The sequence below is a fragment of the Pseudomonas resinovorans NBRC 106553 genome (genome assembly GCF_000412695.1).
Lineage (GTDB): Bacteria > Pseudomonadota > Gammaproteobacteria > Pseudomonadales > Pseudomonadaceae > Metapseudomonas > Metapseudomonas resinovorans_A.
In genome coordinates, this window is record NC_021499.1 from 5,487,813 (window position 1) to 5,504,186 (window position 16,374).

Below are 16,374 nucleotides of genomic sequence, written 5' to 3' on the forward strand. Positions count from 1 at the left end.
CACCGCGCGAGCAAAAAGCGAGCGCCATGAAGCTTGACTAAACATCTGTATTCATATTTTTATTCACCTATCCGCCCTCCCCTCACCGGCACCGCGAGTGCCGGCAATAGCGGGTACGGAAGAACCCCGCAGCAACCTGCTGTACTCGACCCTGAGCGCTGAAAGCCCCATGAACGCCTACCCAGCAATGCGTGCTCGCCTGTACTTCGCGCCAAGGCGTCTCGCCGCTCCCCCGCAACGGCTCAATGCGTTTGCGCTGAGGAGAACGCCTTGGCGAAACGGATAGTGGTCGTTGGCGCATCGCTCGCCGGCCTCAAGGCCGTGGAGCAACTACGCGGCAACGGATGGACGGACGCCATTTCAGTGGTGGGTGCCGAACCCTGGATGCCTTACGACAGATCGCTCCTGTCCAGGCACCTGGAAAGCGCCGGGGTCGATGCGCGGAGCTCACTCGGCAAGCCCTTCCTCGAAGCCCTGGCGCTACCACGGAGCCCGCTCCTCGGTGAGGTCGACTGGCGGCTCGGAAACCCCGCCGTTTCATGCTCGATCGAGGACAAGCAGCTGACCCTGGCCGATGGACAGCGCGTTCGCTGGGATGGCCTGGTGATCGCCACGGGGCTGCGTCCCCGGCGGCTCGCGCTCCACGGACATGAGGAGCAACGTTTTGTCGTGCATACGCTCGAGGATGCCACCCGGCTGCGGTCGCGGCTGACGGCCGGCCGCAAGGTCACGATCGTGGGGGCCGGCTTCCTCGCCTGCGAGATAGCGGCGACGGCGACGCAACTGGGCTGTGCCGTGACAGTCATCGACTCGAACACGGCGCCGATGGAGCGCCCCCTCGGGTCGCTGGTGGGCCGATTGCTGCAACGCTACCAGGAAGCACGCGGCGTCAGGTTCGTCCTGGGGCAGCGCGTCGAAGGCTTCAGCACGTCGGCGATCGGTGAGCTCAACGGACTTCGGCTCAGCAATGGCTCATTGCTGCCAACCGAGATCGTGGTCGAGACGCTCGGCTTCCAGGGCAACGTCAACTGGCTCGCGGGAAACGGGCTCGACCTGCACGACGGCGTGCTCTGCAACGACCGGCTCCAACTGCCAGGACACCCAGGTGTCGTTGCTGTGGGCGATGTGGCTCGCTTCGTCAATCCACTGTATCGGGCCATCACGCAACGCCCGGAGCACTGGGCCGCCCCCGACGAGACGGCACGCCGCGCGGCCGTTTCCCTGACGGCTCAACTGCTCTGCCGGAAACCCCGGACCACGCCATTCCGACCGCTGCCGCAACAGGAGAGCAACCTGTTTTCCCTGCGACTCCAGGTCATCGGCGCGCCTGGATACGGCCAGAAGATGTGCGTCCTGGACGGTGACCCGAGCCAGCCGCTCGACGACCGCAGCACGCTTGCGATCGGCTACCTCAAGGGCACCGTCGTGACCGGCGTCCTGCTGGTCAACCTGCCCCATAGAACCCGGGCATTCCGGCAACTGGTCGCCAACTCCCTGGAAGAACCCCAACAAGAGGCACTGGAGCATGCATGACGTAATAGGAAGCTTCGAGATCGGCGTGATGATCGACGAGAACAGCAGGTTCACGCCTCCCCCCTCGCCTGCGAAGAAGACCTCCCTGCTCGATTGCCTGATCGGGATCTTCGCCAACTTCAGCCTCAACTACTGAGCGAACGCCACTCACCGGAGCAGCAAGGAGGGCTCATGTTCACCAATAAAACGCCCAGGCGCCTGGCAGGGGAAATAGTCGATTACATCGAATCGCTGCTGCGCGACCAGCCGGATGAGCTGGGCGGCAAACCCCATATCAGTCGACACCACGCGCTCGCGGAATGCCTGGCAAGGCTCGCCCATCGAATCGCGCCACCTGCCGACACTCAAGCACAGCGCGCGGCAACCGCCATGGAGCACGACCTTGTCGAAGACCTGAAGCAGGCCCTTAGGCAATCGCGGGAAGAAGCCGCCACGCTGCGCAGCGAGATCGAACGGCGCCAAGGCGACGAGATCGCGCTCGCCGAGCAGATCCAGCGGCACCTTCAGGACGAGCAGGTCTGGGAGATCACCAAGCAGACCCTCACCGAGGGCTGCTGGGAACTGTCAGTCCTGGATGGCGATATCGACAACCCGGCGAATGTGCCGCGCTGGTCCAAGCAGTTCCGGGAGCTCATCGGCTACTCGGAGAGCGAGTTCCCCGACGGCTGGGAACGCTACTCGGAAGTGGTCGATCAGGATGACCTGAAACGCATGATGAAGGTCGTGACCGACTATGCGCGATCCGGTGACTTCTCCTCCGCCTACACGGTCGAGTACCGCATACGGCACAAGACCCGGGGCGAAACCTGGTACCGCGAACGGGGCCAGGGCGTGAAGGACCGCAACGGCACACTGTGTCGCGTGATCGGGGCGGTGCGGGACATCTCCGACGAGAAACTGGCCGAAACGCTTCACGCACGCGAGCTGGCAGGGATTCAGGCGACCTACGAGCAGATATCGCAAGTGGTCGGGGTGATCAAGGGCATCGCCGATCAAACCAACATGCTGGCCCTGAACGCGGCGATAGAGGCGGCCCGTGCGGGCGACGTCGGCCGCGGCTTCTCCGTCGTCGCCGACGAGGTGAAGAAGCTCGCGGGCAGGACCCGCGAAGCGACACAGAAGATCCAGGAAATGCTCGCCTCGCGATCTGCGTAGCGACGACACGGGGCCTTGCAGATTCGAAGGCCCCATTCCCCGTTCGATCATCGCCACCGCGACTTTCGCCCTCCCCGCCACGACTCCTTACGAAGGCGCCTCGGGTGCGGATCATGGCTCGCCGCTGTACCCGGGCGACGAGCCATGGAGGAGATGACTAGGCGGCGGTCGCGACCCTGCCGCCAGCCGAAACCTCTTCACGGCGAATCGCCGCAAGCGGAACCATCACGGCCAGCAACGTGAGCAGGACCATCGCCGCAAGCCCCCAGCCCACCAGCAGGAACCCGCCCTGCTCCGCCAGGAGCCCCGTCAGGGCCGGCCCGACGGCAATGCCCAGGGTCAGGAACGAGCCGGATGCCGCCGCGATCCGTCCCTCGCGATCGAGGGAGGCCGCGAGCGCGGTCAGGTAAGCGAGGGCATAGAAGTAGGTGGTCGAGATCATCATCACCGACAGGGTGTACATCGGCCGGGAGTGCTCACCCAGGACATAGCCCAGGCTGACCGCGCCGGTCGCCAGGATGCCGATGATCACCGGCGGCCGCATGCCGAAGCGTTTGCCGACGATGGCAGCGGCCAGGGGGCCCAGCAACCCGATGAAGGACTGCAGGGAAAACAGCCGGCCCAGCTCTTCGCTGGTGTAGCCGACACTGACCCCGACCTGCTCGACGAACGCCCAGCCCATGGTGTCGCGCATCGAGAAGCAGAACATCGCGAGCATCATGCAGATGGATGCTGCGGAGAACAGGTTCGGTCGGTTCGCGCCGTGCTGGAAATGCGGCATTTGCTCACAGGCGATGGCCCGTTGCGGCATGAAGCAGATGAACACCAGCATCACCACGTTGGTCGCGGCGATTGCGTAGTACAGCCCGGCCAGCCCGTGGGCGGCCATGGCCTCGGCGAACGCGATCATCACGATGGCCATCAGCCCCACGAACAGGATGTTCATGTGCCCGGCGGCCTGGTCGGGGTTCTTCGCACTGGCTACCGACGCATTGCCGCACGACAGGCAAAGCCCGGCGCCTATGCCGGCGATGCAGCGAACGACCGCGAGCGCATAGACATCATGCAGCGACGCCGAAACCAGGTTGGCCCCGATCACCACCACGGCGCCACAGAGCGCGAGCGTGCGACGCGGTGCCCGTCCCATCGCGGGCGCAACCAGCAGCGACGCCAACATGGTGAAGATGAATTCCGCCGACATCAGGAATCCGGCCTGCGCCGCGTCCAGCTGGAGGTCCTTCATGATCGCGCTGACCAGGAACGGCAGGGCGAGCAGGGCAAGCAGGCCCACGCCATAGGCTGAAGCGAAGGCCGAGAACACGAGACCCCAGCTGTCTGGGAGCAGTTGACGCATATTTTTCATTGTTCGAATCCGGTTCTAAAGGACGAGAGTCTTGGCGGTCTGGAAGGCTTCGGCGCGAAATCCGCGACGCACAAATAAGCCTTCCAATTACCGATGTTCGGACGCAGCCGGGCATCGTCTCCAGTGCAAGCACAGGCCATGCCATTAAACATTAGTTTTTAGATGATTGATCTGGCGGGGCCTCCCCGGTTTACACCTCCGACCACCACGCACCACAACAGGACATTCCTACCCACGCCGCTCCCTTAGGTAACACCCCCAGGGACCTCGCCGGTATCCGCACGCAGCGGCACTGGACCAAAAATCCCGCGCCCCACCCGGGACGGTGGGCCGGGTGGGTGCGGGTGAGCAGGGACCAGGGTGACGCTCTAAATCAGTAACTCCTGAAACGACCGGGCGAAGCTCAGGCGAGCTCGTCGAAGCACTCGCCGATGATGGCCAGGCCACGTTCCAGGTCGGCATCGCTGACGGTCAGCGGCACCAGGATGCGCAGCACGTTGTAGTAGGTGCCGCAGGACAGCAGGATCAGGCCCTTCTCGCGTGCCTTGGCCACCACCTTGCCGGTGAGTTCGGCGGCCGGCTTGTTCACATCGCCACCCTCGAACAGCTCCACGGCGACCATGGCGCCGAGGTTGCGCACATCCACCAGGCTGTTGTGGCGCTCGCCGATGCGGCGCAGGCCGACGGTGAGGATTTCACCCACGCTCTTGGCGCGGTCCAGCAGCTTCTCGCTCTCGAAGGCCTCGATCACCGCCAGGGCGGCTGCGCAGGAGACGGGGCTGCCGGCATAGGTGCCGCCCAGGCCACCCGGGGCCACAGCGTCCATGACGTCGGCGCGGCCGGCGACACCCGCCAGGGGGAAGCCGCCGGCGATGGACTTGGCGAAGGTGGTGAGGTCGGCGGCCACGCCCAGTTGCTCCATGGCGAAGAAGGTGCCGGTGCGGCCGGCGCCGGTCTGCACCTCGTCGGCGATCAGCAGGATGCCGTGCTGGTCGCACAGGGCGCGCAGGCGGGCCATGAAGTCCTTCGGCGCGACGTTGAAGCCGCCCTCGCCCTGCACCGGCTCGAGGATGATCGCGGCGATGTCGCTAGGGGCGGCGTCGTTCTTGAAGATGCGCTCGATGCTGGCGATGGCCTCATCGGTGGACACGCCATGGATTTCGTTCGGGTACTGGGCGCGTAACACGCCGCCCGGCATCAGGCCCATGCCGGCGGAGTACGGCACCACCTTGCCGGTGAGGCTCAGGGTGTACTGGGTGCGACCGTGGTAGGCGCCGGTGAAGGCGATCACGCCGTTACGGCCGGTGGCGGCGCGGGCGATCTTGATGGCGTTCTCGACGGCTTCGGCGCCGGTGGTGACCAGCAGGGTCTTCTTCTCGAAGCTGCCCGGTACCAGCTGGTTGAGCTTCTCGGCCAGGGCCACGTAGGGCTCGTAGCCGAACACGTGGAAGCAGGTGTGGGTCAGCTTGGCCAGCTGCTCCTGCACGGCAGCCATCACCTTGGGGTGCAGGTGGCCGGTGTTGAGCACGGCGATGCCGCCGGCGAAGTCCAGGTACTCGCGGCCTTCCACGTCCCACACGGTGGCGTTCTCGGCGCGCTCGGCATAGATCTGGTGGATCTGGCCGACGCCACGGGGAATGGCGGCCATGCGGCGTTGTTGCAGGCTCTGGTTGGTGTTCATCTGGGGCTCCCGTAGTGCAGTCGCCCACGCGGGAAGCCGCCGCAGCGGCCGCCCGTGTGGGAAGGGTTGTTGATCCGCCGTGGTTACACGCCGATGCAGAGGTATTTGATTTCCAGGTAGTCGTCGATGCCGTACTTGGAGCCTTCGCGCCCCAGGCCCGAGGCCTTCACGCCACCGAAGGGCGCCACCTCGTTGGAGATGATCCCGGTGTTGATGCCGACGATGCCGTACTCCAGGGCCTCGGCCACGCGGAACACGCGGCCCATGTCGCGGGCGTAGAAGTAGGCGGCCAGGCCGTACTCGGTGTCGTTGGAGAAGGCGATGACTTCGTCCTCGTCCCTGAAGCGGAACAGCGGCGCCAGGGGGCCGAAGGTCTCTTCCTTGGCCACGGCGGCCTCTTTCGGCACGTCGACCAGGATTGTCGGCTCGAAGAAGGTGCCGCCCAGGGCGTGGGGCTTGCCGCCGGACACCACACGGGCGCCCTTGGAGACGGCGTCCTCGATGTGCTCCTGGACCTTGGCCACGGCCTTGGCGTCGATCAGCGGGCCGGTGGTGATGCCGTCGTCCAGGCCGTTGCCGATGTTGAGCTTGGCCACGGCGGCCTTGAGCTTGTCGACGAAGGCGTCGTACACGCCGTCCTGCACATACAGGCGGTTGGCGCAGACGCAGGTCTGGCCGTTGTTGCGGTACTTGGACACCAGGGCGCCTTCCACGGCGGCGTCGAGGTCGGCGTCATCGAAGACGATGAAGGGCGCATTGCCGCCCAGCTCCAGGGAAACCTTCTTGATGTCCTTGGCGCACTCGGCCATCAGCTGGCGGCCGATCTCGGTGGAGCCGGTGAAGGTCAGCTTGCGCACGATGGGGTTGCTGGTCAGCTCGCCGCCCACCTCGCCGGCGCTGCCGGTGACCACGCTGAGCACGCCTTTCGGGATGCCGGCGCGCTCGGCCAGCTCGGCCAGGGCCAGGGCGGAGTACGGTGTCTGCGACGCGGGCTTGAGCACCATGGTGCAGCCGGCGGCGAGCGCCGGGCCGGCCTTGCGGGTGATCATCGCCGAGGGGAAGTTCCACGGGGTGATGGCGGCGGTGACGCCGATGGGCTGCTTGATCACCATCAGGCGCTTGTCCGCCTGGTGGCCGGGGATCATGTCACCGTAGACGCGCTTGGCCTCTTCGCCGAACCACTCCAGGAAGGAGGCGGCGTAGGCGATCTCGCCACGGGATTCCACCAGGGGCTTGCCCTGCTCCAGGGTCATCAGGCGGGCCAGGTCTTCCTGGTTCTGCATCATCAGCTCGAACCAACGGCGCAGGCGGTTGGCGCGGTCCTTGGCGGTCAGCGCACGCCAGGCCGGCAGGGCGCGCTCGGCGGCCTCGATGGCGCGGCGGGTTTCCACGGCGCCCATCTTCGGCACGCTGCCGATCAGCTCGCCGGTGGCGGGGTTGTTCACCTTGAGGGTCAGGCCGCTGTCGGCGTCGACCCAGGCACCATCGATATAGGCCTGCTGGCGGAACAGGCTGGAGTCTTTCAGTTGCACGCTTGTCATCCTCAGGAGTGGTCGGCGGTGACGACGGCTCAGCCGGCGGCCCGCTGTTTGTTATCGATAGCCTTGGCGCCGAGGCTGGAGCCGGAGGCGGCGACCTGTTCGCGGACCTTGCCGACGATGTAGGCGCCGATGGGGATCGCGGAGGTGGCGGCGGGCGACGGTGCGTTGCACACGTTCACGCTGCGCGGGGTGTTGACGAAGAGGAAGTCGTCGATGAGCTTGCCGTCGCGGGACACCGCCTGGGCGCGCACACCGGCCGGGTACTCGGTGAGGTCGGCCTTGGTGATGCTCGGGCAGTACTTCTGCACTTCCTTGAGGTAGCCGCCCTTGAACAGCGAGTTCTTCATCTCGATCAGGCCCGGGCGCAGGTTCTTTGCCAGCACCTTGAGGATGCCGGGGGTGGTCAGCGTCTCGAACAGGTCGGAGACCGAGATATCGGACTTGCGGTAGCCCTCGCGCTTCATCGCCAGCACGGCGTTGGGGCCGACGGTGACGGTGCCGTCGATCATCCGCGTCAGGTGCACGCCGAGGAACGGCATGGACGGGTCGGGGATCGGGTAGATCAGGTGGTTGACGATCTGGTTGTGCTGCTTGGGCAGCAGGTAGTACTCGCCACGGAACGGGCAGATGATGAAGTTCGGCTCGATGCCGAGCATGCGCACCACGCGGTCGGCCATCAGGCCCGAGCAGGTGATGAGGAAGCGGCCGCGGAACTCGTCGCTGCGGGTGCGTACTACCACCTCGTCGGCGCGCTCGTCCAGGCCGGAGACTTCGGCGTTGTAGCGGATCTCGCCGCCGGCGGCCTGGAACTCGCGGCCCATGGCGGCGGTGACTTCCGCGTAGCTGACGATACCGCTGGAGGGCACGAAGATGCCGCCGATGCCGACGATGTTCGGCTCGCGCTCGCGCAGCTCGCCGGCGGACAGCCAGTAGCGCTCCAGGCCGTTGGCCTCGGTGCGCTCCCAGAGCGCCTTCATGCGCTGCATTTCCAGCTCGTTGGTGGCCACCAGCAGCTTGCCGCACTCGTCGTAGCGGATGCCGTGCTTGTCGCAGAAGGCCTTGGTGGCCTTGTTGCCTTCCAGGCAGAAGCGCGCCTTGAGGCTGCCGGGGGTGTAGTAGACGCCGGCATGGATCACGCCGCTGTTGTGGCCGGTCTGGTGCCGGGCCGGGCCGGATTCCTTCTCCAGCAGGAGAATCTTCGCGTCCGGGTAGACCTGGGTCAGCTGCATGGCCGTGGACATGCCCACGATACCGCCGCCGATGATGATGAAATCGTACACAGCCATTACCTCGCGCCTTCGCGCAGCGGATAGGGTTTGGGCTTCGCTGCGCTCAGCGCCAACCTACGGTCGAACAGGTGTTCCGGGCACGGCAAAGGGCCGCCCGTGGCAGCCCTTCGCCGTACTTCATTGATTATTGACCGCGCTCGTACCGCGGCTTCTCGTAGCTGATGAAGCCACGTTGGCGCATCAGCTCGCGGCGCAGGCCCTCGTGGGGGATGAAGCGGTCGCGGCCGTGGAGCCAGTACAGGTTGTTGATCAGCAGGAAGCTGCCCACCGGCACCGGTACCGAGAGCTTCTTCTCGCTGCCTTCCAGGGATTCGGACAGGGCGTTCAGCCAGATGCCTTCCTCGAAGTTCTCCGGCTGCACGAACTGGTCGATGTAGCGCATGGTCGGGCGGCCCACGGCGTCGGTGTCGAACACCGGGTGGAACACGTCCTCGCTGACCTTCTTGCTCGGCGGCGCGGTCCAGCGCATCTCGCGGCGGGCCAGCGGGTGGCGGAAGAACTCCTCGCACTGCTCCCAGTCGTCCAGGTGCAGGATCAGCGAGTTGCCGCCTTCCATGTTCTTCTCGTCGATCTTCAGCATCAGCACGTAGTCGGTGATCTGGTTCACGAAGGTGCCGTCGTTGTGCAACTCCATCACACGGTGCGGCTGACGCAGGTAGCTGTCGGAGTTGTCGGTGTTGACCACCACGAAGCGGGCGTAGAACTGGCCGCTCATGGCGTCGTAGTTGGAACGGCCGATCAGGTGGGCGCAGGCGGTGGTGAACTTCACCATGTCCTCGGCCTGGCTCACGTCATCCAGGCCCACGGGCTTGATCAGCATGCCGCCGGTGGCACGGGACAGGATGGTGTTCAGCAGCACCGGACGCAGGGTGCCTTCGCACAGCTCGTCGAGGATCTGGCCCAGGCGGAAGCGCAGGAAGGACTTGTACTCCAGCGCCTGCACCGGCCACTCACCCACCGCCTTGACGAAGGCCTCCACCGTATCAATGGCGAAGGTCAGCTCCAGCAGGCGCGGCGACTGCTGGGAGGGTGTGACGGTGAAGCCCCGGGTCTCCAGCGGCATCGGCAGCACAAGGTCCTCGATCTTCGTAAAGGCGTTCATGGCGGTTTCCTGGCAAAGGGGGTGGTGGGCAGCGCCCGAATCTGGCGGGCAAGGCAAAAATATCGCCATAAACATAAAATGTCTACATTTTTAAATAACAAGAACAAAACACACGTTTGTCCACTGTTTTTCATGGAAAAGACGTTTCGGTATGATCCGCAAAACGTTTTGAGGAACAGGACCTTGGAAGCACTCGCCCCTCGTCAGAACTCGGCATTCAGCGGGTATGAGTGGCTCAAGCAGGACATCATCCGTGGCGTGTTCAAGCCCGGTGAAAAGCTGCTGATGAGCACCCTGAAGGAACGCTACGACCTGGGCGTGGGCCCGCTGCGCGAGGCCCTGTCGCAACTGGTGGCGGAGAAACTGGTGGTCGCCATCAGCCAGAAGGGCTACCGGGTGGCGCCCATGTCCGTGGACGAGATGAAGGACATCTACGACGCCCGCGCCAACCTCGAGGCGATGATCGTCGGGCTGGCCATCGAGCGCGGCGACGATGCCTGGGAAGCCTCGGTACTGGCCCAGTCCCACACCCTGGCCAAGGTCATGGAAGTGAAGACCCGCGAGCAGCGCCTGGACGTCTGGGACCAGCGCCACAAGGCCTTCCACACCGCCATCGCCTCAGGCTGCGGCTCCAAGCACCTGTTGCAGGCGCGCAGCTACCTGTTCGACCAGGCCGAGCGCTATCGCCATCTCTGGCTGACCCAGACGGTGTTCTCCGAAGAGGCCCTGGAACTCAAGCGCCAGGAGCACTCGGCGCTGGTGGAAGCCATCCTCGCCCGCGACGCCGCCCGCGCCAGCCAGATGATGCGCACCCACCTGATGACCCCGGTGCCGATCATCGCCGAGATCATGCGCACCAGCTAAGACAGCTGACCCGCCCCATGCAGGTGGAAAGCGGGTCGGGAGCTACAAGGCGCCGAAGCCGAGTTCCGATGGCCCCATGCAGGCCGCCAGGCGGCGGCCAACGTGCCTCTCGCGACTCAGCCCTTCACGCCTCGAACAGCGACCAGGAACCCCGGCCATCCACTTCCAGCCGGTGGGTGTGGAAGTTCGCCAGTGTGCTGCGGTGGCCGATGCTCACCAGCATGGTGTCGCGCATTTCTTCGCGCAGCAGCGAGTAGAGGGCGTGCTCCAGGCCTTCGTCCATGGCCGAGGTGGATTCGTCGAGGAACACGATCTGCGGACGGTTGAACAGCACCCGGGCGAAGGCCAGGCGCTGTTGCTCGCCGACCGAGAGAATGCGCGTCCAGTCCTGGCTGAGGTCGAGCTGCTCGGTCAGGTGGGCGAGGTTCACCTGGCGCAGCACCTGCTTGAGGCGGTCCTCGTCTTCCGCGGCGCTGGAGGCCGGATAGGCGATGGCCGTGCGCAGGTCCCCCAACGGCAGGTACGGCCGCTGGGAAAGGAACAGTGCCTGGTTGCCGCCGGGGCGCCGTACCTCCCCTTCCGCGTAGGGCCAGAGTCCGGCCAGGGCGCGCAGCAGGGTGGTCTTGCCGCTGCCCGACGGCCCCTTGATCAGCAGCGCCTGCCCGGGCGCGAGGCGGAGGTTCAGGTCGGCCAGCAGGCGGAACCCGTCGGGACGCAGCACCTGCATGCCGTCGATCTCCAGCACCCCGGCCTGCTCCTGGGTGGTGACGCGGGGCAAGGTACGGGCCTGCTGGTTGGCATCGAGGAAGCCGGTGAGACGGTCGAGGGTCGCGCGGTACTGGGCGAAGGCATCGTAGGAGCTGCGGAAGAACGACAGCGAGTCCTGCACCTGGCCGAAGGCCTGGGAGGTCTGCATCACGTCGCCCAGCTTGATGGCGCCGCTGAAGAAGCGCGGGGCCTGCAGGATGAAGGGGAAGACCACCGCCACCTGGCTGATGGCGAGGTTGAAACCGTCGAACTTCAGGCTCCGGTACACCAGCGCCCAGACGTTGCCGATCAATGCCGCGAAGCGTCCCAGCAGCGTTTGCCGTTCGATCCCGGTGCCCTGGTAGAAGGCCACGTTCTCGGCGTTCTCCCGCAAGCGCATCAGGGCGTAACGGAAGTTCGCCGTGAGTTTCTCGTTGAAGAAGTTCAGCCGGATCAGCGGGCGACCGAGGCGGAAGGCGATCCAGGTGGCGACTATCACGTAGATGTACACGGCGAAGACCATCGCCCGTGGTATCTCCACGCCGCCGACTTCCAGGGGCGCCGACAGGCCCCAGAGGATGGCGGTAAAGGCCACCAGCGACACCAGTGCGCTGACAGCGCCCAGGGCCAGGCTCACCGAGCCGGTGACGAAGTTGTTCACATCCAGTTCGATACGCTGGTCCGGGTTGTCCACCGGCTCGGCGAGGAACTGGCCACGGTAGTAGGCGTCGCCCCTCATCCAGTCGGCGGTCATCCGGTCGTTGAGCCATACCCGCCAGTGGATGCTGAAGGCCTGGGTCACGTAGTAGGTGAACAGCGCGCGCAGCACATGGATGGTGGCGAGGATCGCGAACACCCCGAGCAGGTACCAGAAGGCCGGCTGGTCCAGCCCCTGCAGGGCGCTGTAGAAACCGTTGTACCAGAACGAGAACAGCACGTTCATGCGCACCGAGAACAAGGTCAGCACCAGCAGCAGGGTGAACACCAGCAGCGGCCGCCAGCTGTGTTTCGGGCGGAGGTAGGGGCCGGCGATCTGCCAGAACTGGCCGCCCCAATGCGTGAAGCGCACTGCCAGCGCTCCCGCCGCGGCGAACCCGGCAATGGTGATCAGGGATGCGACTGCGAGCCAACTCAGGCTTTCCTGCAAGGCCTGGTTCCAATCCATTGCCATGGTGCTTACCCGTGCTTTTCTGGAGGAAGGAATTGCTCTGCCGAAGGCACTCGACAGCGGCGACCGATAGTAGCATCCCGAGTCGAGGGAACTCGCCGCCCCAGCCCCGCCGCCCTCAGATCAGCACCCGCAACGTCCAGTACAGCGTTGCCGCGAGGGCGAGGGACGCCGGCAGGGTCAGCACCCAGGCCAGCAGCATGTTGCGGATGGTCTGCCACTGCAGGCCGCTGCCATTGGCGGTCATGGTGCCGGCCACACCCGAGGAGAGCACCTGGGTGGTCGATACCGGCAGACCGAAGTAATCCGCAGCGCCGATGGTCAGCATCGCGGTCAGCTGCGCGCTGGCGCCCTGGGCGTAGGTCATGGGCTTTCGCCCTATGCCTTCGCCCACCGTGGTGACTATTCGCCGCCAGCCCACCAGGGTCCCCAGGCCGAGGGCCATGGCCACCGCCACCTTGACCCAGGTCGGGATGAACTGGATGGCGTCCAGGCTGCTCTCGCGCAGGGCCTGCAGGGTGCTCCAGGACTCGATGTCGAAGATCCCTTTGCTGAGGTTGAGCTGGCGAATCGTTTCCACCGTCAGGTACAGCTCCGCCCGCAGCGCCAGCGCCTGCTCGCCGGACAGGCTGGCGAGGTCGCGGTGTCCGCCCAGGCGCTCGCCAATGTCGTGCAGCTGGGTGGCCAGGGCGGGCAGCACCTCGGGCGTCAGGCGCTGCTCGCGCTGGTAGTCGGCGAGCACCTGGCGCGGGTCCGTTGGTGCATCGCCGGGGCCCTGGCGGCGCACCTGCACTTCAGCCTGCCGCGCCAGCTCGCCCAGCGTCTGCACCTCGGCCTGTGTAAGCCCGCGATCGATGGCGAAGCTCAGGGGCAGCAGCGCCGCGAGTACCAGCATGATCAGGCCGATGCCCTTCTGCCCGTCGTTGGAACCGTGGGCAAAGGACACGCCGGTGCAGGTCAGGATCAGCAGCGCGCGAATGCCCAAGGGCGGTGGCGTCCGTCCCTCGGGGGCACTGAACAAGGCGCGCTGGCGCACCAGGGCACGCAGGCTCAACAGGAGCAGCGCGGCGCCGAGGAAGCCCACCAGTGGTGACAGCAACATCGCATAACCGACCTTGACCAACTGGCTCCATGCGCTGCCGCTCAACCCCAGCTCGCCGCTCAGCGCGCCATGGGCCAGGCCGACGCCGACGATGGAGCCGATCAGGGTGTGCGAGGAAGACACCGGCAGGCCCAGCCACCAGGTCCCGAGGTTCCACAGGATGGATGCCCCCAACAGCGCGCCGATCATGGCCAGGCCGGCGTCGCTGTCGACCTTCAGCAGCAGATCCAGGGGCAGCAGGGTGACGATGCCGAACGCCACCGCTCCGCTGGAAAACAGCACGCCCATCAGGTTCCAGCACCCCGACCAGACCACCGCCGTCTGCGGCGGCAGGGCGTTGGTGTAGATCACCGTGGCCACGGCGTTGGCCGTGTCGTGGAAGCCATTGATGAACTCGAAACCCAGGGCGGTGAGCAGTGCCAATGCCAGCACCAGCAAGGCACCGTTGAGCGGCAGCTCGCCACCCTGGGCAAAAACCTCCAGGGCTAGACTGCCGAAGGTGTAGGCCAGGCCCGCGCCCAGCAGCAGGAAGAACAGCAGGTGCCCGAGCGGGCTTGCTCGCTCGCGCAACACCGGGTTTACCGGCATGCGCGACAAACGCGCGGCGCGCAGGGATTCCAGGATGAGATAGCGGTCTAGCACGTCCGAAGCATTCCCTGGCTGGGGGCGATTGCCGTTTCTGGACAGGGGAAGGACAAGGTCGAGGCCCAGGGGCGCAAGCGACTTCCCGGCACTGGCCCATAGCCTAGTTCACCGCGTGGCACCTTGAGCGACGGCACCCACCCGGCCTTCAAGGTCTCGGACCTGGACCGGGCCATCGCGGGCAGGGCTATCGGGTGGCGGCCATCATTGACGGCGGGATTCCCGTCGAACTGATCGAGACCCGCCTGACCGACGAGGAATCCGGGGCCGCGCGCGCAGTGGCCGGCAGGCCCCGCTGTATGCCGGCGAACCGGATCAGGCCCTACCGCCCACCACTTGAGCAGGCCGCCGATCAGCGCGAGAGGTGGCTGGAGAACTGCCCGATGGCGCTGACCACCCGTTGCGCGCCGTCCTGGATCTCGACGATGGCGGTGCCGGCCTGGCCGGACAGCTCAAGGCCCAGCTCGGCCTGTTGCCGGCCACGGTCGATCATGGCCACGGCGCGCTCGGCCAGTTGCTGGTTCTGCTCCACCACCTTGGTGATCTCCAGGGTCGCGGCGCTGGTGCGCGACGCCAGCTGGCGCACTTCGTCCGCCACCACCGCAAAGCCCCTCCCCTGCTCCCCGGCACGGGCCGCTTCGATGGCCGCGTTGAGGGCCAGCAGGTTGGTCTGGTCGGCGATGCCGCTGATGCTCTTGACGATGGCGCCGATCACCTGGGACTGCTGGTCCAGCGCCTCGATGCCCTGCACCGCTTCCTGCATGCGGATGGCCAGCTCGCGCATCACGTCCACCGTCTGCTGCACCACGCCGGCACCGCGCTGGGCGCTGGCGTCGGTTCCCTTGGAGGTGTCGAGGGCCATGCTGGCGGCCTCGGCCACCGCCGCTTCGCGGTTGACCTGGTCGGTGATCACGGTGGCGAACTTGACCACTTTGTAGAGGCGGTCGTGGGCGTCGATGATCGGGTTGTAGGAGGCCTCCAGCCATACCGTGCGCCCATGCCGGTCCACGCGCTTGAAGCGGTCGGCGACGAATTCGCCACGGCGCAGCTTGTCCCAGAACGCGTGGTACTGCGGGGAGTTGTACTCCGCCGGCTCGCAGAATTGCCGGTGATGCTTGCCGCGAACCTGCTCCAGGCTGTAGCCCATGGCATCGAGGAAACGCTGGTTGGCGGTGAGCACCTCGCCTTCGAGGTTGAACTCGATCACCGCGGTGGAGCGCTGCAGGGCGTTGATCAGGTTCTCGTGCTCGCGGGATGTCTCGATGGTGCGGGTCAGGTTGCTGGCGTAGATCGAGAAGCCCTGCAACACCCCCGCGCCGTTGCGGATCGGCTGGAGGATGCAGCGCAGCCAGGCCTCCTCGCCATCGCCGCGCAACAGGCGCACCACCCCGGCCAGGTGCTCGCCGCGTTCCAGCGCGACCTTCACCCGCAAATGGAACTCCAGGCCACGTACATGCTCGGGGATCAGCTCCAGCAACGAACGGCCGATCACCTGGTCGGCGCGGTAGAGCATCTCCTGCTCGAAGAGGCTGTTGGCCGACACGATGCGGCCACACCCATCGAGGTAGAGGGCAAGCATTTCCTCATCCAGGCTGGCGCGGACCTGCTGGATGGACGACAGCTCTTCGCGCAGGCTGAGCAGTTCCTGTTTCAGACGGGAATTGAACATATCGGGGCTCGGGAATGAGAAGGCGGGGCGGTACTTCCTGCATCGGCTGGAACCTGCGCTTCTTTAGGCACCGCGCAGCAGCCGGCGACCACCGGAAACCAGGGGCTGTCGGTGAGGGCTCAGGCCAGGAAAGGGTGTTGCGCGCGCCTGCCAGGAAGGCAGGCCTGAAGAAGGTGGGTGACGTCCATGTCGCTTGATTTCATTCTGCCACTAGATATCGAGAGGACGCCACAACTAAAAAGGCGTCTCGTTCAGCCCTCAACCCCGATGGGTATGCCGGAAAGTTTCGGCGTCATCCAGGGTGGGGTCGAACAGCGGGTCGTCCGGATCGCGCTCCAGCTCAAGGTCCACGCAATCAGGGTCGATCAGCCAGCGCGGAAATGCCTGCTGGCGCTGGGTTTCGGTCATGCCGCCTCTTCGCTCACTGCTCATGCTGCACCTCTGCGGTGTACAGGGCCTGTGAACATTGGATTGGCGAAGGCACGGCGACGTTCAACCTTTCAGCGGGCCATCGGTCA

At 65.8% G+C, this 16,374-nt stretch carries 13 protein-coding genes; 4 read left to right on the forward strand and 9 right to left on the reverse strand.

The window, feature by feature from the left end; genetic code table 11:
- Positions 1-270: 270 nt before the first annotated feature.
- From PCA10_RS24745 to PCA10_RS31190, 3 genes are read left to right on the forward strand one after another with little or no spacing between them, the layout of a single operon-like run.
- Entirely contained in the window at positions 271-1,533 is a 1,263-nt protein-coding gene (locus tag PCA10_RS24745) for an NAD(P)/FAD-dependent oxidoreductase (RefSeq protein WP_016494824.1), read from the forward strand.
- The gene (locus PCA10_RS30670; RefSeq protein WP_158491052.1) at positions 1,526-1,669 is read left to right on the forward strand and encodes a hypothetical protein; all 144 of its coding nucleotides are present in this window, start codon (positions 1,526-1,528) and stop codon (positions 1,667-1,669) included. The genes PCA10_RS24745 and PCA10_RS30670 overlap by 8 nt, the downstream gene beginning before the upstream one ends.
- A gap of 35 nt (positions 1,670-1,704) precedes the next feature.
- The gene (locus PCA10_RS31190; RefSeq protein ID WP_016494825.1) at positions 1,705-2,688 is read left to right on the forward strand and encodes a methyl-accepting chemotaxis protein; all 984 of its coding nucleotides are present in this window, start codon (positions 1,705-1,707) and stop codon (positions 2,686-2,688) included.
- A gap of 157 nt (positions 2,689-2,845) precedes the next feature.
- Here PCA10_RS31190 and PCA10_RS24755 read toward each other — a convergent pair whose 3' ends face one another.
- From PCA10_RS24755 to glaH, 5 genes are all read right to left on the reverse strand, one after another.
- On the reverse strand, positions 2,846-4,051 hold the full coding sequence (locus tag PCA10_RS24755; protein WP_016494826.1) for an MFS transporter: 1,206 nt from the start codon (positions 4,049-4,051) through the stop codon (positions 2,846-2,848).
- Positions 4,052-4,454: 403 nt separating this feature from the next.
- Positions 4,455-5,732, reverse strand: a complete 1,278-nt coding sequence (gene gabT / locus PCA10_RS24760) for a 4-aminobutyrate--2-oxoglutarate transaminase (RefSeq protein ID WP_016494827.1) — start codon at positions 5,730-5,732, stop codon at positions 4,455-4,457.
- Positions 5,733-5,815: 83 nt separating this feature from the next.
- Positions 5,816-7,264: an NADP-dependent succinate-semialdehyde dehydrogenase gene (gene gabD / locus PCA10_RS24765; protein ID WP_016494828.1), complete on the reverse strand. Its 1,449-nt coding sequence runs from the start codon at positions 7,262-7,264 to the stop codon at positions 5,816-5,818.
- Positions 7,265-7,302: 38 nt separating this feature from the next.
- Positions 7,303-8,553 carry an L-2-hydroxyglutarate oxidase gene (lhgO, locus tag PCA10_RS24770; RefSeq protein ID WP_041770976.1) on the reverse strand — a complete coding sequence of 417 codons (1,251 nt, stop codon included), beginning with the start codon at positions 8,551-8,553 and terminating at the stop codon, positions 7,303-7,305.
- Positions 8,554-8,686: 133 nt separating this feature from the next.
- Positions 8,687-9,664 (reverse strand): glutarate dioxygenase GlaH, encoded by a 978-nt coding sequence (gene glaH / locus PCA10_RS24775; RefSeq protein WP_016494830.1) that lies wholly within the window; start codon positions 9,662-9,664, stop codon positions 8,687-8,689.
- 183 nt (positions 9,665-9,847) lie between these two features.
- Here glaH and csiR point away from each other — a divergent pair, with 183 nt between their 5' ends.
- The gene (gene csiR, locus PCA10_RS24780; RefSeq protein ID WP_016494831.1) at positions 9,848-10,528 is read left to right on the forward strand and encodes a DNA-binding transcriptional regulator CsiR; all 681 of its coding nucleotides are present in this window, start codon (positions 9,848-9,850) and stop codon (positions 10,526-10,528) included.
- A gap of 124 nt (positions 10,529-10,652) precedes the next feature.
- Here the strand turns inward: csiR and PCA10_RS24785 are convergent, their stop codons facing one another.
- The 4 genes from PCA10_RS24785 to PCA10_RS30675 all read right to left on the reverse strand — a co-directional run bounded on the left by PCA10_RS24785 (position 10,653) and on the right by PCA10_RS30675 (position 16,264).
- A complete protein-coding gene (locus PCA10_RS24785) occupies positions 10,653-12,446 on the reverse strand; it encodes an ABC transporter ATP-binding protein/permease (protein WP_041770439.1) in 1,794 nt (597 codons plus the stop codon).
- A gap of 115 nt (positions 12,447-12,561) precedes the next feature.
- Positions 12,562-14,133 (reverse strand): inorganic phosphate transporter, encoded by a 1,572-nt coding sequence (locus PCA10_RS24790; protein ID WP_051148093.1) that lies wholly within the window; start codon positions 14,131-14,133, stop codon positions 12,562-12,564.
- Between the two features lie 406 nt (positions 14,134-14,539).
- Complete coding sequence (locus tag PCA10_RS31360) at positions 14,540-15,856, reverse strand: methyl-accepting chemotaxis protein (RefSeq protein WP_016494834.1); 1,317 nt, start codon at positions 15,854-15,856, stop codon at positions 14,540-14,542.
- 258 nt (positions 15,857-16,114) lie between these two features.
- Entirely contained in the window at positions 16,115-16,264 is a 150-nt protein-coding gene (locus PCA10_RS30675) for a hypothetical protein (protein ID WP_016494835.1), read from the reverse strand.
- Positions 16,265-16,374: the final 110 nt, after the last annotated feature.